At 70.0% G+C, this 23,473-nt stretch carries 35 protein-coding genes; 30 read left to right on the forward strand and 5 right to left on the reverse strand.

Annotated elements, in window-relative coordinates; genetic code table 11:
• Nucleotides 1–41 precede the first annotated feature (41 nt).
• Both A6R01_RS11300 and A6R01_RS11305 read right to left on the reverse strand, forming a co-directional pair.
• Entirely contained in the window at nt 42–716 is a 675-nt protein-coding gene (locus tag A6R01_RS11300; RefSeq protein ID WP_292605893.1) for a TrkA family potassium uptake protein, read from the reverse strand.
• Entirely contained in the window at nt 709–2,052 is a 1,344-nt protein-coding gene (locus A6R01_RS11305) for a potassium transporter TrkG (protein WP_292605895.1), read from the reverse strand. The genes A6R01_RS11300 and A6R01_RS11305 overlap by 8 nt, the downstream gene beginning before the upstream one ends.
• A 47-nt stretch (nt 2,053–2,099) precedes the next feature.
• On the opposite strand from A6R01_RS11305, the gene A6R01_RS11310 reads away from it, so the two are divergent.
• On the forward strand, nt 2,100–2,681 hold the full coding sequence (locus A6R01_RS11310) for a dienelactone hydrolase family protein (protein ID WP_292605897.1): 582 nt from the start codon (nt 2,100–2,102) through the stop codon (nt 2,679–2,681).
• Nucleotides 2,682–2,801: 120 nt separating this feature from the next.
• Here A6R01_RS11310 and chrA read toward each other — a convergent pair whose 3' ends face one another.
• The 3 genes from chrA to A6R01_RS11325 all read right to left on the reverse strand — a co-directional run bounded on the left by chrA (nt 2,802) and on the right by A6R01_RS11325 (nt 5,398).
• A complete protein-coding gene (chrA, locus tag A6R01_RS11315) occupies nt 2,802–4,172 on the reverse strand; it encodes a chromate efflux transporter (RefSeq protein WP_292605899.1) in 1,371 nt (456 codons plus the stop codon).
• 222 nt (nt 4,173–4,394) lie between these two features.
• Nucleotides 4,395–4,805 (reverse strand): hypothetical protein, encoded by a 411-nt coding sequence (locus A6R01_RS11320; RefSeq protein ID WP_292605901.1) that lies wholly within the window; start codon nt 4,803–4,805, stop codon nt 4,395–4,397.
• A 29-nt stretch (nt 4,806–4,834) separates the two neighbouring features.
• Nucleotides 4,835–5,398: a hypothetical protein gene (locus A6R01_RS11325; RefSeq protein ID WP_292605903.1), complete on the reverse strand. Its 564-nt coding sequence runs from the start codon at nt 5,396–5,398 to the stop codon at nt 4,835–4,837.
• 192 nt (nt 5,399–5,590) lie between these two features.
• Between A6R01_RS11325 and A6R01_RS11330 the strand changes: the two genes are divergently transcribed.
• The 29 genes from A6R01_RS11330 to A6R01_RS11470 all read left to right on the forward strand — a co-directional run bounded on the left by A6R01_RS11330 (nt 5,591) and on the right by A6R01_RS11470 (nt 23,462).
• On the forward strand, nt 5,591–5,845 hold the full coding sequence (locus A6R01_RS11330) for a helix-turn-helix transcriptional regulator (RefSeq protein WP_292605905.1): 255 nt from the start codon (nt 5,591–5,593) through the stop codon (nt 5,843–5,845).
• Nucleotides 5,842–6,084, forward strand: a complete 243-nt coding sequence (locus tag A6R01_RS11335; RefSeq protein ID WP_292605907.1) for a hypothetical protein — start codon at nt 5,842–5,844, stop codon at nt 6,082–6,084. The genes A6R01_RS11330 and A6R01_RS11335 overlap by 4 nt, the downstream gene beginning before the upstream one ends.
• Entirely contained in the window at nt 6,081–6,206 is a 126-nt protein-coding gene (locus A6R01_RS11340) for a hypothetical protein (RefSeq protein ID WP_292605908.1), read from the forward strand. Before A6R01_RS11335 ends, A6R01_RS11340 begins: the two co-directional genes overlap by 4 nt.
• A gap of 73 nt (nt 6,207–6,279) precedes the next feature.
• On the forward strand, nt 6,280–6,732 hold the full coding sequence (locus tag A6R01_RS11345; protein WP_292605910.1) for a hypothetical protein: 453 nt from the start codon (nt 6,280–6,282) through the stop codon (nt 6,730–6,732).
• Nucleotides 6,729–6,896 carry a hypothetical protein gene (locus tag A6R01_RS11350; protein ID WP_292605912.1) on the forward strand — a complete coding sequence of 56 codons (168 nt, stop codon included), beginning with the start codon at nt 6,729–6,731 and terminating at the stop codon, nt 6,894–6,896. The genes A6R01_RS11345 and A6R01_RS11350 overlap by 4 nt, the downstream gene beginning before the upstream one ends.
• Complete coding sequence (locus tag A6R01_RS11355; RefSeq protein WP_292605914.1) at nt 6,896–7,060, forward strand: hypothetical protein; 165 nt, start codon at nt 6,896–6,898, stop codon at nt 7,058–7,060. The genes A6R01_RS11350 and A6R01_RS11355 overlap by 1 nt, the downstream gene beginning before the upstream one ends.
• The gene (locus tag A6R01_RS11360) at nt 7,057–7,404 is read left to right on the forward strand and encodes a hypothetical protein (RefSeq protein ID WP_292605916.1); all 348 of its coding nucleotides are present in this window, start codon (nt 7,057–7,059) and stop codon (nt 7,402–7,404) included. The genes A6R01_RS11355 and A6R01_RS11360 overlap by 4 nt, the downstream gene beginning before the upstream one ends.
• Nucleotides 7,404–7,697: a hypothetical protein gene (locus tag A6R01_RS11365; RefSeq protein ID WP_292605917.1), complete on the forward strand. Its 294-nt coding sequence runs from the start codon at nt 7,404–7,406 to the stop codon at nt 7,695–7,697. The genes A6R01_RS11360 and A6R01_RS11365 overlap by 1 nt, the downstream gene beginning before the upstream one ends.
• Entirely contained in the window at nt 7,694–8,788 is a 1,095-nt protein-coding gene (locus A6R01_RS11370) for a hypothetical protein (protein WP_292605919.1), read from the forward strand. The genes A6R01_RS11365 and A6R01_RS11370 overlap by 4 nt, the downstream gene beginning before the upstream one ends.
• Entirely contained in the window at nt 8,785–9,792 is a 1,008-nt protein-coding gene (locus tag A6R01_RS11375) for a hypothetical protein (RefSeq protein WP_292605921.1), read from the forward strand. The genes A6R01_RS11370 and A6R01_RS11375 overlap by 4 nt, the downstream gene beginning before the upstream one ends.
• A gap of 37 nt (nt 9,793–9,829) precedes the next feature.
• Nucleotides 9,830–10,261, forward strand: a complete 432-nt coding sequence (locus tag A6R01_RS11380) for a hypothetical protein (RefSeq protein ID WP_292605923.1) — start codon at nt 9,830–9,832, stop codon at nt 10,259–10,261.
• Between the two features lie 79 nt (nt 10,262–10,340).
• Complete coding sequence (locus tag A6R01_RS11385) at nt 10,341–10,964, forward strand: bifunctional DNA primase/polymerase (RefSeq protein WP_292605925.1); 624 nt, start codon at nt 10,341–10,343, stop codon at nt 10,962–10,964.
• The gene (locus tag A6R01_RS11390; RefSeq protein ID WP_292605927.1) at nt 10,964–12,673 is read left to right on the forward strand and encodes a hypothetical protein; all 1,710 of its coding nucleotides are present in this window, start codon (nt 10,964–10,966) and stop codon (nt 12,671–12,673) included. The genes A6R01_RS11385 and A6R01_RS11390 overlap by 1 nt, the downstream gene beginning before the upstream one ends.
• Before the next feature lie 196 nt (nt 12,674–12,869).
• On the forward strand, nt 12,870–13,055 hold the full coding sequence (locus A6R01_RS11395) for a hypothetical protein (protein ID WP_292605929.1): 186 nt from the start codon (nt 12,870–12,872) through the stop codon (nt 13,053–13,055).
• Nucleotides 13,052–13,516: a hypothetical protein gene (locus A6R01_RS11400; RefSeq protein WP_292605931.1), complete on the forward strand. Its 465-nt coding sequence runs from the start codon at nt 13,052–13,054 to the stop codon at nt 13,514–13,516. The genes A6R01_RS11395 and A6R01_RS11400 overlap by 4 nt, the downstream gene beginning before the upstream one ends.
• Before the next feature lie 83 nt (nt 13,517–13,599).
• Nucleotides 13,600–14,529: a tyrosine-type recombinase/integrase gene (locus A6R01_RS11405; protein ID WP_292605933.1), complete on the forward strand. Its 930-nt coding sequence runs from the start codon at nt 13,600–13,602 to the stop codon at nt 14,527–14,529.
• A gap of 47 nt (nt 14,530–14,576) precedes the next feature.
• Nucleotides 14,577–15,134: a DNA N-6-adenine-methyltransferase gene (locus tag A6R01_RS11410; protein ID WP_292605935.1), complete on the forward strand. Its 558-nt coding sequence runs from the start codon at nt 14,577–14,579 to the stop codon at nt 15,132–15,134.
• Nucleotides 15,131–15,556: a hypothetical protein gene (locus A6R01_RS11415; RefSeq protein ID WP_292605937.1), complete on the forward strand. Its 426-nt coding sequence runs from the start codon at nt 15,131–15,133 to the stop codon at nt 15,554–15,556. The genes A6R01_RS11410 and A6R01_RS11415 overlap by 4 nt, the downstream gene beginning before the upstream one ends.
• 38 nt (nt 15,557–15,594) lie before the next feature.
• Nucleotides 15,595–15,816, forward strand: coding sequence for a hypothetical protein (locus A6R01_RS11420; protein WP_292605939.1), 222 nt, complete (start codon nt 15,595–15,597; stop codon nt 15,814–15,816).
• The gene (locus A6R01_RS11425) at nt 15,813–16,100 is read left to right on the forward strand and encodes a hypothetical protein (RefSeq protein WP_292605941.1); all 288 of its coding nucleotides are present in this window, start codon (nt 15,813–15,815) and stop codon (nt 16,098–16,100) included. Before A6R01_RS11420 ends, A6R01_RS11425 begins: the two co-directional genes overlap by 4 nt.
• Nucleotides 16,097–16,747, forward strand: coding sequence for a hypothetical protein (locus A6R01_RS11430; protein ID WP_292605943.1), 651 nt, complete (start codon nt 16,097–16,099; stop codon nt 16,745–16,747). The genes A6R01_RS11425 and A6R01_RS11430 overlap by 4 nt, the downstream gene beginning before the upstream one ends.
• On the forward strand, nt 16,731–16,985 hold the full coding sequence (locus tag A6R01_RS11435) for a hypothetical protein (RefSeq protein WP_292605945.1): 255 nt from the start codon (nt 16,731–16,733) through the stop codon (nt 16,983–16,985). The genes A6R01_RS11430 and A6R01_RS11435 overlap by 17 nt, the downstream gene beginning before the upstream one ends.
• Nucleotides 16,986–17,454: 469 nt before the next feature.
• Nucleotides 17,455–18,084 carry a hypothetical protein gene (locus A6R01_RS11440; protein WP_292605947.1) on the forward strand — a complete coding sequence of 210 codons (630 nt, stop codon included), beginning with the start codon at nt 17,455–17,457 and terminating at the stop codon, nt 18,082–18,084.
• Between the two features lie 196 nt (nt 18,085–18,280).
• Entirely contained in the window at nt 18,281–18,487 is a 207-nt protein-coding gene (locus A6R01_RS11445; protein ID WP_292605949.1) for a hypothetical protein, read from the forward strand.
• A 383-nt stretch (nt 18,488–18,870) separates the two neighbouring features.
• Complete coding sequence (locus A6R01_RS11450; RefSeq protein ID WP_292605951.1) at nt 18,871–19,071, forward strand: hypothetical protein; 201 nt, start codon at nt 18,871–18,873, stop codon at nt 19,069–19,071.
• A 147-nt stretch (nt 19,072–19,218) separates the two neighbouring features.
• Nucleotides 19,219–19,587, forward strand: a complete 369-nt coding sequence (locus A6R01_RS11455) for a hypothetical protein (protein ID WP_292605953.1) — start codon at nt 19,219–19,221, stop codon at nt 19,585–19,587.
• Nucleotides 19,577–21,343 (forward strand): hypothetical protein, encoded by a 1,767-nt coding sequence (locus A6R01_RS11460; protein ID WP_292605955.1) that lies wholly within the window; start codon nt 19,577–19,579, stop codon nt 21,341–21,343. The genes A6R01_RS11455 and A6R01_RS11460 overlap by 11 nt, the downstream gene beginning before the upstream one ends.
• Nucleotides 21,344–22,777, forward strand: a complete 1,434-nt coding sequence (locus A6R01_RS11465) for a phage portal protein (protein WP_292605957.1) — start codon at nt 21,344–21,346, stop codon at nt 22,775–22,777.
• Nucleotides 22,761–23,462 (forward strand): hypothetical protein, encoded by a 702-nt coding sequence (locus tag A6R01_RS11470; protein WP_292605959.1) that lies wholly within the window; start codon nt 22,761–22,763, stop codon nt 23,460–23,462. The genes A6R01_RS11465 and A6R01_RS11470 overlap by 17 nt, the downstream gene beginning before the upstream one ends.
• Nucleotides 23,463–23,473 lie beyond the last annotated feature (11 nt).

The raw sequence follows: 23,473 nt of genomic DNA on the forward strand, positions 1-23,473 counted from the left end.
CGGCGGTCACGCCCCACCCGTCACGGTGGTCACAGCGGCCGTCAGGGCAGGTCGCTGAACCCCTCCACGGCCGCGCGCTCGCCGGAGACGATGATGACATCGCCCGGGACGACCACGGTGTCGGGCGTGGCGTAGGTGAAGGCACGGGTGCCGCGCTTGATGCCGACGACGGTGATGCCGAAGGCCTGGCGCACGTCGCTGTCGCGCAGCGACTTGTTGAGGATGACCTTGGGCGGCTTGGTCTTGACGAACGCGTAGCCGTCGTCGAGCTCGATGTAGTCGAGCATCCGCCCGCCCACCAGGTGCGCGACGCGCTTGCCCATGTCGTGCTCGGGGCGTACGACGTGGTGCGCACCGACCTGGGCGAGGATCCGTGCGTGCGCCTGGCTGATCGCCTTGGCCCACACCTCGTGAACGCCGAGGTTCACCGCCACCGACGTCGACAGGATGCTCGCCTCGAGGTCGGTGCCGACACCGATGACGGCCCGCTCGAGCTCGTGCACGCCGAGCTGGCGCATCGCCTCCTCGTTGGTGGAGTCGGCCTCGACGACGTGGGTGAGCCGGCCGGCCAGCGACTGGACGGTGCGGGGGTCGGCGTCGACGCCGAGCACCTCGGTGCCGCCGGCCATCAGCTCCAGGGCGAGGGACTTGCCGAAGCGGCCTAGGCCGATGACGGCGACGGCGCCCTTGGGACGGGAGTGCTGCTGCCTAGCCAATGAGGGGCCTGCCTTCCGGGTGGTGGTAGAGCCGTTGCCGCTCGCGCAGCGCGAGCGCCGAGACCAGCGTGATGGGGCCGAGCCTGCCCACGAACATCAGGACGGCGAGCACGAGGTGCCCGGCCGTGCCGACGTCGGCGGTGATGCCGGTCGAGAGCCCGACGGTGCCGAAGGCCGAGACGACCTCGAAGAGCACCAGGTGCGTGGACATCCGGGTGATCTCGACCAGGACGACCGTCGCGGCCGTCACCAGCCCCACCGAGAGCAGGGCGATGGTGAGCGCCTGGCGCACCACCCGTTCCCCGATCCGGCGGTCGAAGGCCTGCACGTCCCGCTCGCCTCGGACCTCGGCCCAGATGACGAGGAGCAGCAGCACGAACGTGGTGACCTTGATGCCGCCCGCGGTGCCCGCCGAGCCCCCGCCGATGAACATCAGCACCACGGTGACCAGGAGCGAGCCCTCCAGCATGGCGCCGGTGTCGACGGAGTTGAAGCCGGCGGTGCGCGGCATCACGGCCTGGAAGAACCCGGCGAGCAGTCGACCCGGGGTGTCGAGCTGGCCGAGGGTCGCGGGGTTGCGCCACTCGTTGGCGGTGATGACCAGGGTGCCGAGCACCAGCAGGACCGCGGTGGCCCACAGGGTCATCTTGGTGTGCATCGACCAGGCCCGCGGGGTGCGCAGCCGCTTGCGGAGCTCGAGGATCACCGGGAAGCCGATCCCGCCGACGATCACCGACGCCGCGATCGGCAGGCAGATCCACGGGTCGGTCGCGAACCGGACGAGACTGTCGGGCCACAGGGCGAAGCCGGCGTTGTTGAACGCCGAGACCGAGTGGAAGACACCGAGGTAGGCCGCACGTCCGGGCGAGACGTCGTACGCCGCCCAGAAGCGCAGCGCGAGCACGACGGCCACCGCGAGCTCGACGACCAGGCTGGTGCGTGCGACGCCGAGCACGACGCCGCGGACGTCGCCCAGGCCGACCGCCTTGGTCTCGGTGGCGGCGGTGACCCGGGCCCGCAGGCCGAGCTTGCGGGAGATGGCGAGGCCGAGCAGGCTGGCCAGGGTCATGGTGCCGAGCCCGCCGACCTGGATCAGCGCCAGGATCACGACCTCGCCGAAGGTCGACCAGTAGGTGCCGGTGTCGACGACGACCAGGCCGGTCACGCACACCGCGCTGGTGGCGGTGAAGAGCGCGGTGACCGGGTCGGTCCAGTCGATGCCGGTCTGCGCCACCGGGAGCATCAGCAGCAGCGTCCCGACGAGCACGGCGAGGCCGAAGCCGCCGACGACCACCTGAGCGGGGTGTCGGAACAGCCGGGGCCGGCGTGGTCGCACGGAGCGACGCTAGGTCACCTTCCGCGTTGTCGGTACTCACCCCTAGCGTGACGCGCATGACACCCGTCGTCCTCTTCCACCACGTCGCCGGCCTCACTGCGGGCGTGGCCGCGATCGCCGACCGGTGGCGCGCCGCCGGTCACGAGGTCACCACTCCCGACCTGTTCGGGGGACGCACCTTCGGCTCGGTGGAGGAGGGGTTCGCGTTCGTGCAGTCGATCGGCGGCTTCGACGAGGTCCGCTCGCGGGCGCTGGCCGCGGTCACCGACCTGCCCGAGGCGGTGGTCTACGCCGGCATCTCGATGGGTGTCGTCGCGGCCCAGCACGTCGCGGCGCAGCGCCCGGGCGCGGTGGCGGGGGTGTTCCTGGAGTCGTTCGTGGCGCCCGAGCACGTCGGCGAGTGGCCGGCGGGCGCTCCGGTGCAGATCCACGGCATGGAGCGCGATGAGTTCTTCGGCCTGGAGGACCTCGAGCCCGCGCGCGAGTTCGCCGCGGGCCGCGACGACGTGGACGTCTTCACCTACCCCGGCGACGCGCACCTGTTCGTCGACAGCTCGCTCCCGTCCCACGACCCCGACGCCGCCGCCCTCGTCGACGAGCGCGTCCTGGCCTTCCTGGCGACCCTGTAGCCGCCGTCCGCCGGTCGAGGAGGCGCGCCAGCGCCGTCTCGAGACCCAGGACCCCAGGTGGTCGAGCAGCGACGAGCGCCAGCGAGGAGCGGGCGTCGAGACCACCTCTCCGCAGGGACCTCAGACCGGCGCGCCGAGCAGACCCAGCACCACGCCGGCCGCGGCACACGCCCCCAGCACCCGCAGCACCGACCACCCGCGCCCGAGCAGCAGGGCAGCCAGCGCGAGCAGCCCGACCGCGACCGGGTCGATGGAGCCGAGGACGGGCAGGTCGATTGCGACCGGCCCCGCGCCGACCTCCCGGGTCCGGCCGAAGAGCGTCGCCAGCGCGAAGAGCACCGCGAGGTTGGCGATGACGCCGACCACGGCGGCGGTGATGCCGGTCAGCGCCGCCGAGAGCCCCTCGTGCCCGCGCAGCCGCTCGACGTAGGGGGCGCCGAGGAAGATGAAGACGAAGCACGGCACGAATGTCACCCACACGGTGAGCAGCGAGGCGAGCACGCCGGCGACCCAGGGGTCGAGCGAGCCGGGGTCGCGGTAGGCCCCGAGGAACGCCACGAACTGCACCACCATGATGAGCGGCCCGGGCGTGGACTCGGCCAGCGCCAGCCCGCGCACCATCTCCCCCGGCGCGAGCCAGCCGTAGACGTCGACAGCCTGCTGCGCGACGAAGGCCAGCACCGCGTAGGCACCGCCGAAGGTCACCAGCGCCGCCCCGGAGAAGAAGACCGCCTGGTCGACGAAGACGGTGTCGCGCCCGAGCAGCACCACGAACCCGAGCACCGGCGCCATCCACAGCACCACGCCGACGGCCAGCACCACGAGGCTGTGGCGCCGCGTGGCGGGTGCGGTGTGCAGGGCGTCGTCGGGGATGAGCGGCGTGGGCCCGGCGTCCTCGGGAGCGGTACGCCGGTGAGGCAGCGCATCCGGCACCCACCGCCCCAGGAGCCAGCCGATCACGGCCGCGCCGGCCACGACCGCGGGGAACGGGACGTCGAGGGCGACCAGCGCCACGAAGGCCGCCACGGCCAGCCCGATCAGCGCCGGGCGACCCAGGGCCCGGCCCGACAGCCGCCACACGGCCTGCGCGACCACCGCGAGCACGGCAGGGGCCAGCCCCGCGAAGAGCGCCTCGACGACCGTGGTGTCGCCTGCTCCGACGTACAGGGCGGAGAGGGCGAGGAGCGCGACGACCCCGGGGAGCACGAAGAGCGTGCCGGCGATCAACCCGCCCCTGACCCCGTTGAGCAGCCAGCCGACGTAGATCGAGAGCTGCTGCGCCTCGGGGCCGGGCAGCAGCGTGCAGAACGACAGGGCGTGCAGGAAGCGGCGCTGCCCGATCCAGCGGCGCTCGTCGACGAGCTCGCGCTGCATCATCGCGATCTGGCCCGCGGGGCCGCCGAAGGTCTGCAGGGAGATGCGGAACCACGCCCTCGTGGCCTCACGCAGCGGCACCACGTCGGAGCGGGCGCCCGTGGGCTCGGCTGTCACGGCGCACAGCATGACGGTCGATGGTGAACGGCTGGTGCCGGGGGCCGGGACGACGAACGCGTGACCTCGATCCACCGGGTGGGTCGGGATCACGCGCTTGTCGTGAGTGGAGCTGCGGGGAATCGAACGCCGCCCAGGCCCCCTTCTGATTGACGAGTCCCGCCTATCTGAGCGTGAAATGCGGGGACTCAGACGACTGGAAACGAACAAACCTTTGACTAGTCAATGCCCATCCTCGGCTAGTCGCTGCTGGAGGTAGCCCCGTTCGGACGGGTGGAGGTGGCGAAGGCGACAGCGGAGCAACTGCTCATCCACCCAGAGGTCGTCGGCGGCCTCGGCGAGGTCGCGCGCCCAGGCGAGCGCGTCGGCGACGCGATGCATGTCCGGCAGCAGGAGTCGCGCCGTCTCCTTCTCCACGCGCAGCTCCTCGCGCGCAGCGAGAGTCGTGAGCGCCGGCCCGCGTTCGATGTGCAGGCACTCGTGCAGGACGGTGCTGCGGCGCTCCGCCTGCGTCATGCCGCGGCGGAGGCTGATCGTCTGGGCCGCGAAGTTCGTCACGCCCTTGGGGCCGCCGTCATGCCAGAGCAAGGTGACGTGGGCCAGTTCGCGTAGCCGTCGCCAGGGATGCATCACCCGGCGAAGGTAAGGACGACCGCCGACAGTCAGCCGTCGGCGCCCTCGTCGTTGCGTGCCGCGTCCGTGATCACGGTCGGGAAGGTGCGCTTGCTGGTGGGGGCGGAGTCTCCATCTCCATCACCTCCCTCACGGGCATCCATCACGCGGAGCATGCTCCGCTCAAGGCGAGCAATGCGGGTTTCTAGTTCGCCTAGCCGATCCTCCATATGAGCCCAGGTGACCGGCTCGTCAGCCTCGTCTCCGGAAGGCGAAGTCCAGTAACTCGACTCCTCGGGGCTCGCCAGAGCCTGCCGGTCAACAGCGGCCTGGTGTTCGGCTTCGGCCCGGAGTCGAAGCTCGCTCCAGGTGGCTGCGGCCTCGCCCGTCTCGAGGGTGTCGTAGAGGGCCCACGCGGCTACGCCTAGAGCCTGCGCGACGGCTTCGATTGTCTTTGGTCCGACGGCCTCGCCGCGCTCGAGTCCCAACACCTGTCGCGTAGACCGGCCTACGGTCGCGGCCCACTTCTTCGTGTCGCTGTATCCAGCCTGCACGCGAGCCCCGGCAACCCAACTGCCGAGTGCCCTCCAGTGCTCTGGCGAGTACGTCTTCATAGCAGGAAGCGTGTCAGCAGAAAGCCGGAAGAGTCTAGGCAGGACCGGAAGAGGTTCCGAGGGCCCTGCCCGGAAGCCGTTGAGCGTAATTACACGCGTGAGAGGTGGGCTGACCTGCCCTGATGCTGTGTTGCTCGATCTCTTCCGCGTTTCTTCTTGCCTTCCGCCGGAATCCCTCCTAATCTCTTCCACATGACCTCTACATCCCTTCCGGCTCGCCGCCACAACGGCGCTGCGATCCGCGCGTTCCGCATCAAGGCGGGGATGAAGCCCGGCGAGTTCGCGAGCAAGGCGTCCATCTCCTACTCAACCCTCGACAACATCGAGAACGAGCGGAAGAACGCCAGCCTCGAGGTGCTTTACCGCATCGCCGCCGCACTCAAGATCCCCGTCGAGGCCATCGTCCGCGACCCGACCGCTCTCGAGATCAAGGCGAACGCCTCGTGATCGGCCTGACATCCCCGAAGGCCCTCGGCCTTCAGCTCGGCGAGGGCGTCGACCACCGCAAGGTCGTCGAGTGGACCCGCCGCTACGGCTGGCCGCACGTCCGCGTCGGCCGAACGATCGCGTTCACCGATGACGACGTCGAGCAGATCATCGCGGCCCACCACGTCGCCGGCACCAAGCAGCACAGCGCTGACGCCATCGACGGTCAGACGGCCCTCTCGGCCGCGAGGTCGGCATGACAACCCACGCCCCGCAGGGACACATCCGGCCACGAGTCTGCGCCGCGACGCTCGCCCTGCAGGCCCTCGCCTACATCGCCGGCCGCAGCGCCGGCGCCGTGGTCCGCCGCGCCTGCCGCTGACCCCAGAACAAGCCGGAGCCCCGGCCGCCTCCTACAGCAAGACCGGGGCTCACGAACTGAAAGGCATCGTCCCATGACCCACCCCAACCTCGCGCAGCGACAGGCGGACGCGATCAAGGCCCGCCGCGCCGACATCATCACCGTCCGCGAGGGCCAGGTCACCGCCACCATCGACCTGCGCCGCCTCACCGCCCTCGCCGACTGCACCACCATCACCGTCAGTGGTGGCCGCGCCACCCTCGCCCGCAACTGGCCCCGCCTCTCCTCCGGCGAGGAGCTGCTGTGGTCCGTTGCCGCCTGGCTCAACGGCCACGCCGACCTTCCCCCGATCGACACCCTCCGCGACGGGCTGGACCGGTCGAACTGGATCGTGGTCCGGCACATCATCTCCGGCACCGACGCCGTCGACTCCCTGATGGCTGCCGTGTGTGATGCCGAACGGCGCGCACGAGAGGCACACGACGACGGCCGCTGCGGCGAGTCCGGGTGGTCCTGCTCCTACTGCGAGCAGCGGGACGCCTCGTGAGCGCCGCACAGTGGTTCATCCTCGGCGCCCTCGTCGCCGTCGGCCTCCTGGCCGTGGCCGGCGTGATCCACCAGCTCGCCACCGCGGCGTGCAGGGAGCACTACCGCCGCGCCGGCGTCCGCTTCGACCGCCACGTCGACGACGCCCTCGAGGTGACCCGCTGATGGCCTGGTCGATCACCACCCCCGTCGGCGTCTGCGCCTGCCCCAGCTGCGCCCACGTCGGTCCCGAGGCCGAGTCCACCCGGGGCGGTCCGGTCTCTCTCGGCGTGAGCATCGCCGAGCTGATGGCCCTGCTCGAGGCCCGGCGTCAGGAGGGGCAGGCGTGACCCGCAACCGCGCCAGCGCCAAGAAGGCCGGCACCGCATGGGAGACCGAGATCGTCCGCTTCCTCGTTGAGCGTGGCTGGCCGCACGCCGAGCGTCGCCGCCTCGCCGGCGTCAACGACAAGGGCGACCTGGCCGGCATCCCCGGCGTCGTCATCGAGGCGAAGAACACCAAGGGCTACGACCTCGCCACCGCGGTCGATGAGGCCCTGGTCGAGCGCGACAACGCCGGCGCCCGGTTCGGGTTCGCGTGGCTCAAGCGCAAGGGCAAGACCTCGGCCCGCCACGGCTACGTCGTCATGGACGGCGAGACGTTCGTCGAGCTGCTGCGAGAGGCGGGCTTCTGATGACCCAGCTTGCCCTATTCGACGGCTACGCCCCGCCGACCCGGCTCCGCGCATCGGACGCGGTCATCTGCGTCCTGCTCGAGGTCGCCCACTGCATCGACGCCGGACACGACGACGGCATCGGAGCCCCGGCCATCGGACACAACAAGCGCAGCGTCGAGTCCGCTGTGGCGCACGGATGGCTGACCCGCTCCTACGTCGGCAACTCCGACACCGAACAGGGTCCTCGCCGTCTGCACATCACCGACAGTGGACGTCACCAACTCGAGCACTTCCTCGGCGGTGTCCGATGACCGCCCTCGTCTCCGTCTCCTGCGACTGCGGCTTCGCCGGGTCCTACGACTCCGACGCCCGAGCCGCCTACGCGTTGCGCCGTCACTCCTGCCACCGGTGGTTGAACAAGGCCGCCTCGGCTGCACGCGGACGTCTGCGCGCCGCCAAGGTGGATCGCACTCCCAAGCCGTGCCTGCACAAGATCGCCGACCACCAGCACGGGACCTATGCCTGCTACACCCTCGACGCTTGCCGCTGCGCGCCGTGCTGCGAGGCCGTGAAGGCATACGAGCAGAACCGGGTCCGTCAGCAGGCGTACGGCCGGTGGGACAACCTCGTCGACGCCCAGCCCGCTCGTGATCACATCACGCGACTGATGGCCGCAGGTATGGGGCTGAAGCGGATCGGGGTCGCCGCCAACGTTTCCACCGGCGTGCTGTCGAAGCTGCTGTACGGGCGCCCGACGGACAGCAGCAGCAGGAACCCTTCTCGCCGCCTCACGAAGGCGGTGGCCGAGCGCCTGCTAGCGGTCGAACTCGACCTGGCCGACGGCGCCTACGTCGACAACACCGACACCGCCCGCCGCCTCCAGGCGCTTGTCGCCAACGGCTGGTCCATGTCGGCGCTCGGCCGACTCCTCGACATCCAGCCTGGAAACTTCAACCCCGTCATCACCGGAGCTCGTCGACGGGTCACCGCCGGCACGGCCCGCCGAGTCCACGCTCTCTACCTCGAACTCGCCGAGAAGGCGCCGCTCGAACAGACGCACCACGAGAGGGCAGCGGCCTCGCGGGCGCGCAACCACGCCGCCCGCAACGGGTGGCCGCCGCCCCTGCGGATCGGCGGCCGCCTCCACGTCGGCCCCGCGCTCCCGCTGCCCGAACTCGACGACGCCCAGGTCTTCGAGCTGGAGACCCACGACTACGACGAGGCCGCCGTACTGCGCCGGCTCTCTGGCGACACAACCGCACGGATCAAGAAGGCCGACCGGATCGAGATCGTCCGCCGCGCCCGCGACGCCGGCTGGTCGCTGCTCGACATCGAGCGCCGCACCGGAATCGGCCGCCCCGACCGCTACCTGACCCAGAACTACTCCGAGGACGCCTCATGACCACCCTGCACACCCCCGAGCGCGACTTCGACCGCGACCGCTGGCAGCGACCCCTCATCATCCCCGCCGGCGGCGGGAAGCCCGTCGCCTACCGACGCTGCACCTCCTACGTCGACGTCATTGCCGACAAGTACACGCTCCAGCAGTGGGAGAAGCGCCAGGTCGCCGCCGGCCTCGCCCAGCGCGACGACCTCCGCCTCAACGTCCTGGCCCACCTTGACGACAAGAAGGTCCTCGACCGGGCCTGCCAGGACGCCAAGGAGTACGCCCTGGCAGGCGCCAAGGCCACCAAGGGCACCGCGTTCCACGCACTCACCGACATCGTCGACCGCGGTGGCGACCTCCCCGCCGGGCTCCCCGACAACGTCCTCCGCACCCTCGACGCCTTCCGCGAAGCCACCCGCGACCTCAAGGTCGTCCACATCGAGTCCAAGGTCTGCCTCGACACCCACCTCGTCGCCGGCACCCCCGACCGCGTCTACGCCTACAAGGGCGAGCGGTTCATCGGCGACACCAAGACCGGAAACACCCAGTACGGCGTCCAGAAGATCGCCTCGCAGCTCGCGATCTACTCCCGCTCCTACCTGTACGACGTCGCCACCGGCGCCCGCGACACCCACGGAGCCTCCACCAACCGCGGCATCGTCATGGACGTCGACCTCGACGCCTACACCGTCGACCTGCTGTGGATCGACCTCGAGGCCGGCTGGCAGACCGTCATGGTCGCCCAGCAGGTCTGGGCCCAGCGAGGGCTCGACAAGCGCAACCTCCTCGTCGAGCCCTTCGGCCCCACCGAGCGGCCCTCCCTGCACCTCGAGAAGCGCGACCAGGCCAAGACCGAGTCCCGCGAGGACCACGAGCGCGCCGGCGTGCTCCGCCAGATCGCCGCCTGCGACGACCCAGCCATCATCCGCAGCCTCTGGTCCACCTATTCGTCGATCTGGACCGACGAGCTCACCGAGGCCGCCAAGGCCCGTATCGCCAGTCTCCCCGCGTCGGCCTGACGTCGGGGTCCACCAAGAAGACAAGGAAGTACGCACCATGACTCAGTTCGCAGAGTTCACCGAGCCGGTCCCCGGCGACCGCTTCATCCCGAAGGACAACATCGGGCACGTCATCGTCGTCAAGGCGCTCGAGCACAAGACCGGGATCATCACCTCGAACTCGCCCAACGGCACCGACGCGATCGGCGCCGACATCCTCGACCTCGACGCCCCCGGCGGCCCCGCCGTCTACCGAGACACCCTGCTGTTCGGTGGTGCCTACGTCGACGCGCTCAAGACCTACATCGGGCAGCTCGTCGTCGTGAAGGTCGAGACCCGCAAGTCCAACAGCGGCCGCGACTACACCGTCCCGGTGGCTGCTGACGACGCCGCCAAGGCCCGCGCTCAGGCCGAGTTCGCCAAGGGCGACCCGTTCGCCCCCGAGCTCCAGACCGTCGCCCCGGCGACCGGCGCCCAGCCCCCGTTCTGACAGGTCCTGTCGCCCACCGGCCCGGCCGGTGGGCGGCGGAATCCGCCAGAGAACTCAGACATTCGATCAGGGAGCAACGATGACCCCGCACACCCCGGAGGAAGCCGAACAGGCCCTCCGCGACGCCATCGACTCAGGCGACCCAGCCCGCATCGCCGCCGCCGAGGCCGACGTCGAGCGACTCGACAACCCCAAGCCGCTCGTCCCTCTCATGAGCTCCGCGCTCTGGTACGCCTCGCACGACATCCCCGTCTTCCGGCTCCTCGCCGGCCGCAAGCACCCCTTCCCCGGCTCCCACGGACTCAAGGACGCCACCACCGACCTCGACCAGATCCGCGCCTGGTGGTCACGCACGCCCGAGGCCAACATCGGACTCGCCACCGGGCACAAGTTCGACGTCGTCGACATCGACGGACCCCTCGGCCAGAAGTCCCGCGCCGAGCACTGGGACAGCGTCTTCGCCACCATCGACGCCAGCCAGATCGCCAAGGTCCTCACCCCCCGCCCCGGCGGGATGCACATCTACGTCCCCGCCACCGGCGACGGCAACGGCGCCGGGATCGCCCCCGGCGTCGACTACCGCGGGCAGGGCGGCTACGTCGTCGCCCCACCGTCCGTCATCCCCGCCGGCAGCAAGGACCACCCCGGCCGCTACCGCTTCCTCGGCACCCCAGCCTTCACCACCCTCGGCGGAGCCGCCTGATGGTCGACTCGTTCATGTCTGCCATCAAGGCGACGCAGAAGCTCACCGTCGTCGAGACGACGTCCTCGAATGTCACCCCCATCCGACGCAGCCACCACGACGGACTCCATCCCTACGCCCGCACCGTCGTCGACGCCGAGCTCGCCCGCCTCGACCAGTGCCGGCTCGCCCCCCTCGGCCCCCCGCCGCACTGGGACGAGACCACCTTCTCCGTTGCCTGCAACCTCCTCGAGATCGCCAACAGCCCCTGGTCTGGCTACAGCCACACCCAAGCCCGCGCAGACCTCGAGCAGCGCGCACCCCGCGACGCCGGCTTCGACGACCGCCGCATCGAACAGAAGTGGGAGAGCGCCGAGAACAAGGTCGGAGGCGCCGGACGCCCCGAGCCGACCCTGCGCGACGCCCCCACCGTCACCGTGCTCGAGCAGCCCCAAGCAACCACCCCCGACCTCGAGCAGGCCGACGAGGACGCGTTCTGGGACGCCAGGCCCCTTCTGCGTCACCTCCATGACTTCGCCCGCGCCCGCCTCGTCTCGCCGTGGGCCGTCCTCGGGATCACACTCGCGCGGATCGTCACGGCCACGCCTCACCAGGTCTGCCTGCCGCCCACGATCGGCGGCAAGGCCTCCCTGAACCAATTCGTCGGGATCGTCGGCCCGTCGGGAAGTGGGAAGGGTGCCGCCGAGGCCGTCGCCGCCGAGGCGCTCCTGCTCGGCAAGAGCATCGTCAGCCACAACGTCGGATCCGGCGAGGGCATCGCCCACGGTTACATGCACCGGGCCAAGGGTGAACTCAAGTGGAACGACGACGACCATGCCGTGCTGTTCTCGGTCCCTGAGATCGACAGTCTCGCCGCCCAAGGCGACCGACGTGGCGCCACGCTCATGCCACAGCTCCGCTCAGCATGGACCGGAGAAGGTCTCGGGTTCGGGTACGCCGACCCCACCAAGCGCATCCTCATCCCCGCCCACGAGTACCGGCTCTGCCTCGTCGCCGGCATCCAGCCAGCTCGGGCGGCGTGCCTGCTCGACGACGCCGACGGCGGCACCCCGCAGCGGTTCCTATGGATGCCCGCCACCGACCCCGGCGCTCCCGACGTCGCACCCCCGGAGCCGCAGCCCATGACTTGGGGTGGGGTCGATCTCGGCCGCTTCGTCACCTTCGGCGGCGTGCGGATGAAGGTCTGTGATGTCGCCGTCGACCTCATCAAGACCACCCATCTCGCCCGCGTGCGAGGCCAAGGGCACGGACTGGACGGCCACGCGCTCCTGGCGCGACTCAAGGTCGCCGCCGCCCTGGCGCTGGCCGACTCCCGCCTCGAGGTCACCGAGGAGGACTGGGACCTGTCCGAAGTCATCGCCCGCAAGTCCGCCGCAGTGCGCGGCCAGGTCGTCGCATTGCTGGCTCAGCGCAAGGCCGAGGAGAACACCGCACGAGCTGAGGCCGAGGCATCCAGGGCGGTGCGGATCGACGAGCGGAAGGCCGACGAGGCGGTCAAGCGCGCCTGCTCGGTGCTCGTGCGACGACTGCGAAGAGAGGGCGACTGGCTGGCCTCCAGCTCGTTGCGAAAGGCCCTGGCTGGTCGTGAGCGCGAGCACTTTCAGGCAGCCCTCGATCGCCTTCTCGATGCAGGTCAGATCGAGCTTGACCCGAGCGCCACGGGACACGGAAACAGCACTGGCAAGTACCGCCTACGGGGCGACTCGTGAGCGCCCTCGCTGAGGTGGACAGCCGTGGACATGTCCACCCCGGCGAGCGATTCGGCCAGTCGCGGGCTACGGCGTTTCCCCAGGTCACAACACAAATTGCTCATCCGCACGTACGAGGCGGATCGAGGGCCGGGGTGGACATGTCCACCTTTGTCCACCCCGGCGATGGCTCGCAGATACCCACTCAGGAGAAATCATGACCACCACCACTCAGGGCAACCCCTGGCTCTACGTCGGCCGCCACCGTGCCGACAAGCCGCAGCTCACCCGCCTCCCCCACCACACCTTCATGCCCCGCCACTGCGCCGGCACCCTCTGCCTGCACAACCACGGCGACGAAATCCGCCCCCGCATGACCATCTGGAAGCGGAGGGCGGCATGAACCCCCACGGCATCACCCACGAGGCCGCTCCGACCGTGCTCAAGCCGCTGTGCGCCAACCGCATCGCGATGTTCGACTCCCTCGACCCGAACGTCTCCGCCTTCGCCCGCAGCCTCTGCGACGCCTGCCCGCTGCTCACCGGCTGCCGCGAGGAGCGCGACGACTGGCTCGGCGCATCCACCACCAACCGCGCCCAGGTCACCGGGACGTGGGCCGGCCGCACCTACGGCGACGCCACCTCCGAGGAGCAGAAGCGGGACCGCCGCCGGCGGGCCGCGGCGAAGGCGTCCGCGACCCGAGCCGAGAAGGCCGCCACCGAGCCGCCCCGCACCCACTGCATCGAGGGCCACCCGTTCGACGAGGACAACACCTACATCAACCCCACGACCGGCCGCCGGCAGTGCAAGACCTGCCGCCGGAAGTCGTCGGCCCGCCACCGCGCCAGGAAGTCCGCGGCATGACCGCGTGCAGAAAGAAGAACCCCGCCCGGCGGTGCAACGCCAGACGGGGCCTCAACCACAACCGACCCCTCGGAGGTCAGATCATGAACACCACCCACGATACCCACGACACGCTCCCAGCCGTTGTCTCGTCACTCAGCAACGTCGAGATCGCCTACGCCGGGTTCCTCGGCCGCTTCCACGGCAACACCCTCGAGCTCTACAAGTACCACCTCGGGGAGTACCTCAAGTGGTGCCAGGGCCACGGCCTGCACCCGCTGGACGACGTCAAGCGCGTCCACATCGAGTTCTACGTCCGGCACCTGCTGGAGGACTTGAAGCTCAAGCCGTCCTCCATCGGCACCCGCATGTCCCCGGTCAAGGGGTTCTACAAGTTCGCCGTGATCGACGAGCAGATTCTCCGCAACCCCGCCGAGTACGTCGCGCTCCCGAAGATCACCTACGAGAAGTCGCCGCTGGTGCCGTACCGCGACCTGATGCTGTGGCTCGAGGTCGCGAAGGAGACCAGCCCCCGCCACTGGGCGCTCACGTCGCTGCTGTCGGGGATGGCGCTGCGGATCTCGGAGGCGGCGTCGCTGCGGGTGGAGTCGTACCTGCCGAACATCGAGCAGGGGCAGCACATCATGAAGTTCACGCAGAAGGGCGGCGGGCCGGCTGCGATGCCTGTGGCACTGCCGGTGCTGCACGCGCTCGAGGCGGTGCGCGCCGGCCGCACCGAGGGGCCGCTCGTCCCGGGGCTCGACGGCCGTCAGTTGTCCCGCTCGGCCGCCGCGGGGCTGGTGCAGACCGTGAACCGGCGTGCCGCCAAGCAGGGCATGACGCGCAGGATCAACCCGCACCTGCTCCGCAAGATGGCGATCACCGAGCTGCTCGAGTCCGGCGCCACCATCCGCGAGGCGCAGCTCCTGGCCCGCCACGTCGACCCGCGCACCACGTCGCAGCACTACGACCTCGGCCGGTCCAACCACTACCAGCACCCCACCCACGTCATCGCCGCGCGACTGGCGGCCTGAGGAGTGAGCGCCATGACCACCCATTCGCCCACGAATGGAGGGGCCGCATGAGCGTCGCCCAGCACCGGTTCAACAACGCCTTGCGCTACCGGACCGACGACCACGAGATGCAGCGGCAGCTCACCCCGCCCTACGTGCTGGAGCCCGTGCGCGACGCGCTGCGCGGCATCCAGCTCGACCCCTGCACCGAGCCCGACAACCCCACCGGGGCCGACCGGTTCTACACGGCAGCCACAGACGGCGCCGAGGAGCCGTGGGACGCCGACACGATCTACGTCAACCCGCCCTACTCCAAGGCGCGGGAGCGGTGGGTAGCGCGCTGCGTCGACGCCGCCGAGCAGGGATCGCAGGTCATCCTCCTGATCCCCTCGCACACCGACACGCGCCTGTTCCACAAGGCGCTGGAGACGGCCTCGCATGTCGTCTTCATCAAGGGCCGGGTGAAGTTCGGCATCCTCCGCGACAACGGACGCCAAGAGGCCGCCTCGCACCCGTCCTGCCTCATCTGCTGGAACCTGCCCGACCCCTCGCCGCTCGCCCACCTTGGCCGCGTCTGGGACCTCGGCGTCGACCAGTCATTCCGTCCCGAGCGAGGTGCGGAATGAACGCGCTCGACGCCGGGAGGCCGCTGACTGTGCGCGAACTCCGCGAACGCCTCGCCGACTCGCCGGACTACGCGGGCGTGTACGTCGAGACGATCGTCGGAGGGGACCTTGGCACCGACGACACCCCGCTCGTCGCTGCCGCTCTCACTAGTGACCGCGACGGCTACATCCTGCGGCTCCAGCCCGACCAGGATGATCCGTATCGGACTCGTGAGCTCATCGACGACGCCCTGCTTGCCCGCGAGGTCGTCACAGACCTGATCGACGAGTACGCGGGTCAGTACGACGACCAATCGCTCATCCACACCCGCGACGGCGACTACTGCGCCGACGACTGCGTGGGGTGCGCGGTCCTCAAGATCGTCGGCCGCCTCAAGTGGCTGCACGAACGTCTGGAGGGCCGCGATGTCCTCGTCCGCTGACCAACGCCCCACCACCCGCACACCCGAGGAGAGCCCCGATGAGTGAGACTCCGCGAGCCCAGTACGTCATCACTGACCTGACCATCGACGACGTCGCGGTCTTCATGAGCGGGCGACGCCCCGAGCGCACGCCCATCGGCCCGTTCCCGTCCAAGCAGGCCGCCTGGGATCACGCGCACTACCTCCAGACCCGCTACGGACGCGGCGGCGGATCGGTGTCCGTCTCCGAGCTGCACGCGCCTGAGGACGAGACCCGATGAGTGAGACCACCGAAGAGCGCATGGCCGCCCGCAAGAAGGCCGAGGACGACCTGCGAGCCAACCTGGCCGAACTGCAACTCGACGGCCCGCATCGCCTCGCAGCCGGAGGGGGATTCGACCCCATCTCGTCGATGTTCGGCGAGCCGCGCACCCGCTACTGCATATGCCTTCGCTGCGGCGCGATGGTCGTGCTTGACGACGCCGAGACGCTCGACGACGGTCGCGTGATCGAGCGCAGCGTCCGCCTGCACACTGCCTGGCACGAGCAGGTGAAGACCCGATGACCGCCCACGACCCGCGCGTGACGCTGACGGAGGTGGAGACGGACCTGCTTGGCCCGTTCATCTGGGGCGGGTGGATCGGTGTCGTTGAGGACAAGCGCGCCGCCTTCTCGGAGGAGCTGCGCGCCACCGTCGAGCAGATCATCGCCGCCCGCCTCGCGCCGATCCGGGCCATCCTCGACGCCTGGGACGCCTGGGACGGATCGCCTGGCCCGGACGGACGCCCGCACCCGGATTCATCCTCGCCGAGAGACCGCGAACGCCTCCGCAAGGCCCTCGACGCCCCGCAGGACGCCCCACGCGGGCCTGTGGGCGGCGAACAGGGCACGGAGGTGGCTGGGGGCCGGTCGGAGGATGACGAGCGCGCATGGCTAATCGCCCTCTGCGAGCGTGGCGTCGTCCCTGAGGGGCGGTGGCGCAACCGCGACACCGCCGATGCTCAGCGCCAACTCGGCGAGGCCCTGGCCCTCCTGCGCGCCGGGTGCTCGTTCCGCATCGCCGAGTCGCCCGAGAGCGACGAGCGAACCCTGTGGGTGCTCATCACGTTCAAGGGCTTCGCGCACTTCGAGGGCGACGACGAGCTCGACGAGGAGTTGTTCTACATCCCCACCGAGAAGCGACTGGAGGCCCGCGATGGCGACTGGTACTGATCCCCGATCGCCCGAGAAAGACACGAGAGGCTTCAACTTTTACCGGGTGGTCAGCCATCCGTTTGCAAACCAGGCACAGATCGCCCGAGCGCGCCGCTTCGCCGACGTGGAACTGGCGGTGGCCGCGATGGGAGACGGTTCTGTGGTGCGCGATCGAGGCGAACTGGTCGCGTTCCACGAGCGACACCTTCCGGCTTTGGAGCGTGACTTCTCGACCGAGGAGATAAGCCGTGGCTAACGACGACTTCGGCACGTGGCCCTTGGGTCCGTGCCATGTCCTGACCGAACCTGGCGGCTCGTGCGTAGAGAACTGCCCCCACCCGGAGCACATCATTCCGCCCGGAATGGCAGGCCCCGATGACTGACGCCTGGCGCTGCCCGTCGACCGCTGGCCCCGGCGACTGCCTGAATCCCACGCCCCACCACGAGCCCCGCGGCTGCTACCACCAAGCGTCCTGGGCTCCCGACCGGCACGACCGCAACGAAGGGACCGACGAGGAATGACCTGCCTGCACTGCCAAGCGACCACCACCAATGGCCTCGCGCTGTGTGACCTGTGCCAGATGCTCGCATCCCGCTGCCTCGAGCTGCTGCCGGTCTACTTCCGCAACCTCGCCCGCTGGCGACCAGGCCGCGCGGGCAGCCGACCAGTCCCCGGGTCGCGTGAGCCATCCAGCGGAGCAACGGCGGCAACCGACCGCGTGTCCGTGGCGCTCGACGAGGTGGGCAACGACCTGACCACCTGGGCGCGCGCACTGGCCGACGACCGCATGACCGACGACCTGCCCGCCAGCAACGACGAGCTCGGCGCGATCAAGGTCGCCTGCTGGTTCCTTGGCTCCAACCTGACCAGCGTCGCCACCCTCGACTGGGCCGGCCTGCTGATCGTCGCCCTGGCCGACCACGAGGAGCGGCTGCGGACCCTGACCGAGCAGGTCGCCCCCGGCTGGTACGCGGGCGAGTGCCAGCGTGACGGGTGTGCGGCTCCGACCTACGTCGTGCCGGGACTGACGTGGGTGACGTGCCGTGAGTGTGGCGCGACGACCTACGCCCACGACCACCTCGACATCGTGCTCGGCGAAGCGCGCGGGTGGATCGCTCCCCCGATGCGGCTGGCTGAGGCTGTCGTCGCGCTGACCGAGACCGAGACCTCTATCGTCCGGCTGTACGAGCGCATCAAGAAGTGGGGCCAGCGGGAGCACATCGAGACCATCCGCCGACTGGACCGCGACGGCGATCCGTGCGGGCCGAAGAAGCACCGACTCAGCGAGGTGCTGGACCTGCTCAACCGCGAGGGTGCGACACGACTTGATGGTTCGCATAGGCGAGCGTCGTGACCTGCGCTACGCTTGTCCCGGTGGACGTGGTATTGCCGTCCCCTCATGACGCCCGGTTCGGACGGGCGCCTTCCATCTCGGGACATTGTCCGGGCTGCCAGGCCGCGAGGTTCGAGGGGCAGCGCAACCGTGCGCCGCGCCGTGAGAACGGCGCCGAGGTCTGACGGCGTGGCGTTCACGGCCCAAGGAGGTCGGCATGTCCACGGTTGTCCGCGTCACTGACGACACCACGCTCGAGGAACTGGCCGACTGTCTGCGCCTGCTCAACGACGCAGCCAAGCGAGTGCCGCATGTCAAGGGCGTGTGTGCGCCTTCGAGCTGGGACGTAGCCCACAAGCGCATCGACGCCGTGCTCGACGACTACGAGCTCGTGAGCCGGCGGACGATGCCGGAGCCTGCGTGAGCGAGACCCCCGACCCGTGGCGCTGCTCGACCTGCAAGCGCCATCACGTCGTCCCGTCCCTCGCGCTCGACTGCTGCAAGGCCGAGCGTGAACTGGAGCAGTAGCGACCGACGCTCGCGTCTCCCCCGCGACTGGCCCGCGCGAGTTGCCGCCACGAAGCAACGAGCAGGCGGACGCTGCGAAGGGCTCAGCCTCAACGGCGAACCACGCTGGCACGTCGCTGCGTGCGACGGCATCGGACACGACTGCGACCACGACCAGCGAGGCGACGACCACTCGCTCGCGAACCTGCGCTGGCTCAACCGCGAGTGCCACAAGCGCAAGACCCAGAACGAGAAGCCGCAACGCAAGCGGCCTCAACCACGACACCCAGGAGCGATCGCATGAGCGCAGTCATCGGGGACCCGCGCAAGGCCGGCGAGACCGGACCTGCTGGCGACACCCGCAAGGCAGGCGAGTCGGGTCCGGCCGGCGACACTCGTCCGTCGGGCCAGGAGCGCGCCACCGAGGCCAAGGCGGAGACCTCGACCGAGGAGTCGAAGCCCGCCAAGAAGACCGCGGCCAAGCGGTCGACCAAGAGCTGACCGACCGACCCGCGAGGGGTGGGGGGTGACCCTCACTCGCTCACGGCGACAGGACCGAGGGGATAGCACCTCGGATCCTGCGTGCGGCTCTCCCCCGTTTTTCAGGCCCCAGGAGGGCCACCCACCGAGCCCCAGGAGGGCTGCCCCATGAGCAAGCCGAAGCCCCCGAAGCACCTCGCCGACACTGGCGCCGCCCTGTGGCGCGAGGTCGTCGAGAAGTGGGACCTGCGCGCCGACGAGCTGCGAATCCTGTCGTCTGCCTGCGTGGCCGCCGACATGGAGGCGGAGTTCATCAAGGCGTGGGGCGAGCTCGGCCGGCCGTACATGAGCAAGGGCAGCATGGGCCAGGAGGTCGAGCACCCGATGATCGGGTCGATCGACAAGGCCGCGAAGTCCAAGGCGACCCACCTCAAGGCCCTCAAGCTGCCGGATGAGACCGGCGGCGAGGACGCGGGCGAGCGTTCGTCCCAAGCGCGCTCGGCGGCGAATGCCCGCTGGTCGCGTCGTGGCGCGTAGTCGCTCAGCAGCGGTCGCCACGGCGGACTCGGAGTTCGCCGAGATCATCGCCTGGTACGAGGATCTGCTCGAGCGGACGGTTCCGCCGACGGACCTCGCCTGGGAGCCGGTCAAGATCGGCCCGACGTGGCAGTGGGACTCAGGCTGGGTCCTGCCGCGCCACTCACTCGGCTGGCGGGTGCTGGCCTGGTGCGGCGTGTGGCTGCGTGACAAGCACGGCAACCCGTGGCAGTTCACCCCCGAGCAAACCCGCTTCCTGCTGTGGTACTTCGCCGTAGACGAGGACGGCGACTTCCTCTATCACTCGGCCGTCCTCCAGCGCCTCAAGGGCTGGGGCAAGGATCCGGTGGCCGCATGCCTGGCGGTCGCGGCGTGCTTCGCAGAGGTCACCTTCGACCACTGGGACGGCGACCAGCCCATCGGGCGCGAGGAGCCGAACGCCTGGGTGCAGGTGGTCGCGGTCAGCCAGGAGCAGACCAAGAACACGATGAAGCTCATGCCGTCGCTCATCAGCGCGGAGGCTCGGCGGCACTACGGGATCCAGGTCGGCAAGGTCAACGTCTACGGCCTCGGCGACACTCGCCAGATCGAGGCCGTGACCGCGTCGCCGCTCGCGATCGAGGGTGGGCGCCCGACGCTCATCATCCGCAACGAGACGCAGAACTGGCTCACGGGCAACCAGGGTCACGAGATGGCCGGCGCGATCGAGGGCAACGCAGCGAAGTCCGAGGGCGGCGCTGCGCGGATGCTCGACATCTGCAACGCCTACCGCCCCGGCGAGGACTCAGTCGGGCAACGCGTCCGCGAGGGCTTCAATGCCACTCAGGGCGACACCCCGACGGCGATGCGGTTCGGCCTGCTGTACGACAGTCTCGAGGCCCCGCCCGAAGCCCCTCTGACCGCCGACACCGCGCCCAGCGTGGTCGCAGCCATCAAGGGCGACTCGTCCTGGCTCGACACGCGCCCCACGGGCCGCATCGTGAAGTCGATCCTCAACCCCGCCAACCCGCCGAGCGAGTCCCGGCGCAAGTGGTACAACCAGATCACCGCCACCGAGGACGCCTGGGTGGATCCGCAGGAGTTCGACGCCTGCGCGAACCGCGCCGAGGTCGTCAAGAGCGGCGAGCCGGTGGTCCTGTTCGGCGATGGGTCGAAGTCCGACGACGCGACCGCGATCGTGGGATGCCGCCTCTCCGACGGCTTCGTGTTCACCGTCGGCGTCTGGCAGCGCCCGCCTCGCGCCGAGGAGTGGGTCGTGGACCGCGCAGCGGTCGACCTGCGCGTCCGCGAGGCGCACAAGACCTGGGACGTCCGAGGCTTCTTCTGGGACCCCTCGGATGCCCGCGACGACGAGACCGGCGAACGCTACTGGGAGCCGTTCTGTGACACCTGGGCCGCGGACCTGTCCGCCGGCTACGAGCTGCTCGCACAGAAGGACGGGGACCGCCGCCACGCGGTCATCTGGGACATGAGGATGCCCCGTCACGTCTCGCTGTTCGTCGAGCACGCCGAACGCTTCACCTCCGACGTCTCGGAGCAGACACTGACCCACGACGGGTCCGCGCGGCTGCGAGAGCACGCCCACAACGCTCGCCGTCGCCCCAGCAAGTTCGGGGTCTCGCTCGGCAAGGAGCACCGAGAATCCGCCCGCAAGATCGACGCCGCTGTCTGTGCCGTCGGCGCCCGCATGATGTGGCGCCTGTGGCAGATGACCCGCAAGGAAACCGTGACGCACACAGGGGAGGTCTGGTTCTAGATGCTCTCCCAGTCCGATGTCACCGACCTGATCCACGACCGGCTCTACCCGCTATTCCGCCAGGAGCGCGAGCGGCTGGAGTGGATCGGGAAGTGGATGCACTCCGAGCACGAGCCGATCGAGCTGCCGGCGAACGCGACCAAGGAGCAGAAGACGCTCCGCGACCTCGCCCGCACGCCGTGGCTCGGTCTCGTGGTCGCCTCCACCTCGCAGGCCCAGATCGTCGACGGCTACCGCTCGCCGGACCAGACCGACAACTCGACGCCCTGGGGCGCATGGGAGCGCAACCGCTTCTCCCGCCTCCAGCACTCGATCCACCACGCCGCGAACGGCTACGGCTACTGCTACGGCAAGGCCATGCCGGGGACCATCGGCGGCGAGCGTCGCGCCCGCCTGACGGCCGTGGACCCCTCGCACGCCCTCACCGTCTACGCCGACGACCTCGAGGACGAGTGGCCCATGTACGCGCTGCACGGTCGACCGGCCGGCAACGAGTGGGTGATGAAGCTCTACGACGACGAGTTCGAGTACTTCGTGCGCGTCGGCGCCTCAGGCGACGAGGTCGACTTCATCGAGTGGCGCGGCCACGAGGTCGGCGTCTGCCCGTTCGTGCGCTACGCCCCATTCACCGACCTCAAGGGCCAGCCGGTCGGCGAGGTCGAGCCGTTCATCAACCTCGCGAAGCGGCTCAACAAGAACGTCCACGACCGGCTGCTGGCGCAGCACTACAACTCGTGGAAGATCCGCACCGTCTCCGGCGTCGACCTCGGCAAGGGGCTCAAGGAGCCCACTGCTGAGTCGACCGTCGAGGAGTGGGCGGAGTACCGCGCCGAGGTCGAGCGTCGACGCATCAAGCTCTCCCAGTCGGAGATGCTGGTCGCCCGCGACCCGAACACCAAGTTCGACACCCTCGACGAGACGCCGCTCGACGGCTTCGTGCGCGTCGACGAGTCCGACCAGAAGACCTTGGCGGCCGTCTCGCAGACGCCCATCACGGCCTTCGCCGAACTCTCCAACGTCTCTGCCGACACCATCGCTGAGATCCGCAACGGCTGGGCACAGAAGGTCACTGTGCGCCGCGACGGCCTCGGCGACGCTCACGCTCAACTGCTCCGCCTCGCAGCCCACATCGAGGGCGACGAGGCCGCGGCGCAGGACTTCCGGGCGCGGATCACCTGGCAGGACATGCAGGTCCGCTCGCTGGCTCAGGCGGCCGACGCGCTCGGCAAGCTGACTCAGATGCTCGGCGTCCCGCCCGAGGCCCTGTGGTCGATGGTCCCCGGCGCGGAGACCGCCGACGTGGACGAGTGGAAGGCCCTCGCTCGCCGCGGTGCCGCTCGCGACCGCCTCGCAGCGATCGCCGACGCTGCCGCCGAGGCGCGGCAGAACCCCACGGTCGCCGGACTGGTGAACCGCCTTGGCGACGCAGGCTGAGGCCATCGCGCACCGCGAAGCCCTCGCGGACGTCATCACCCTCGCGATCGCCGAACTGGTCACCGAGTGGCCGTCGCTGCCACTGGACTCGCCCGAGGCTGCTCGCGTGGCACTGGCCGGCCTGCTAGGCGACCTGCTCGACGCGTTCCACCCGGTCGCCGGCGGACTCGGCGCCGACTGGTACGACGACCTGCGACTGGCCGCCAACGTCCCCGGATCCTTCACGGCACCACTCCCCGACCTGCCGCCCGTTCAGCAGATCGAGAAGACCGCCTCGTGGGCCGCGTCCGGCCTGTACGTCGACGTGGACAAGGCACTGGCCGACTCCGCTGCTGCGGTCGAGCGCCTGCTCGCCCTCGCCGACCGCGAGGCGATCGAGACGGCCGCCGACCGCGACCCACAGCCCGCCCGGTGGGCGCGCTACGCCAGCCCCAACGCCTGCGCGTTCTGCGCCCTCAATGCCACCCGCGGCCCCGTCTTCCGCAGCGAAGACACCGCGGCGTCGAAGTACCACAATCACTGCCGATGCATCGCCGTGCCGGTCTGGTCGATGAGCGACTACGACGAGGCCCCGTTCGTCGCCGACTGGCGTGAGACGTACTACGCCGCCCGTGACGCTGCCGGCCCTGGCGCCGATGCGAAGGCGATCCTCGCGCAGATGCGCCGCCTCGGCGGCCTCCGCTGATCTTCCGCCCC

Origin of the sequence: Nocardioides sp. REDSEA-S30_B4 (genome assembly GCF_001627265.1) — a bacterium.
GTDB lineage: Bacteria > Actinomycetota > Actinomycetes > Propionibacteriales > Nocardioidaceae > Nocardioides.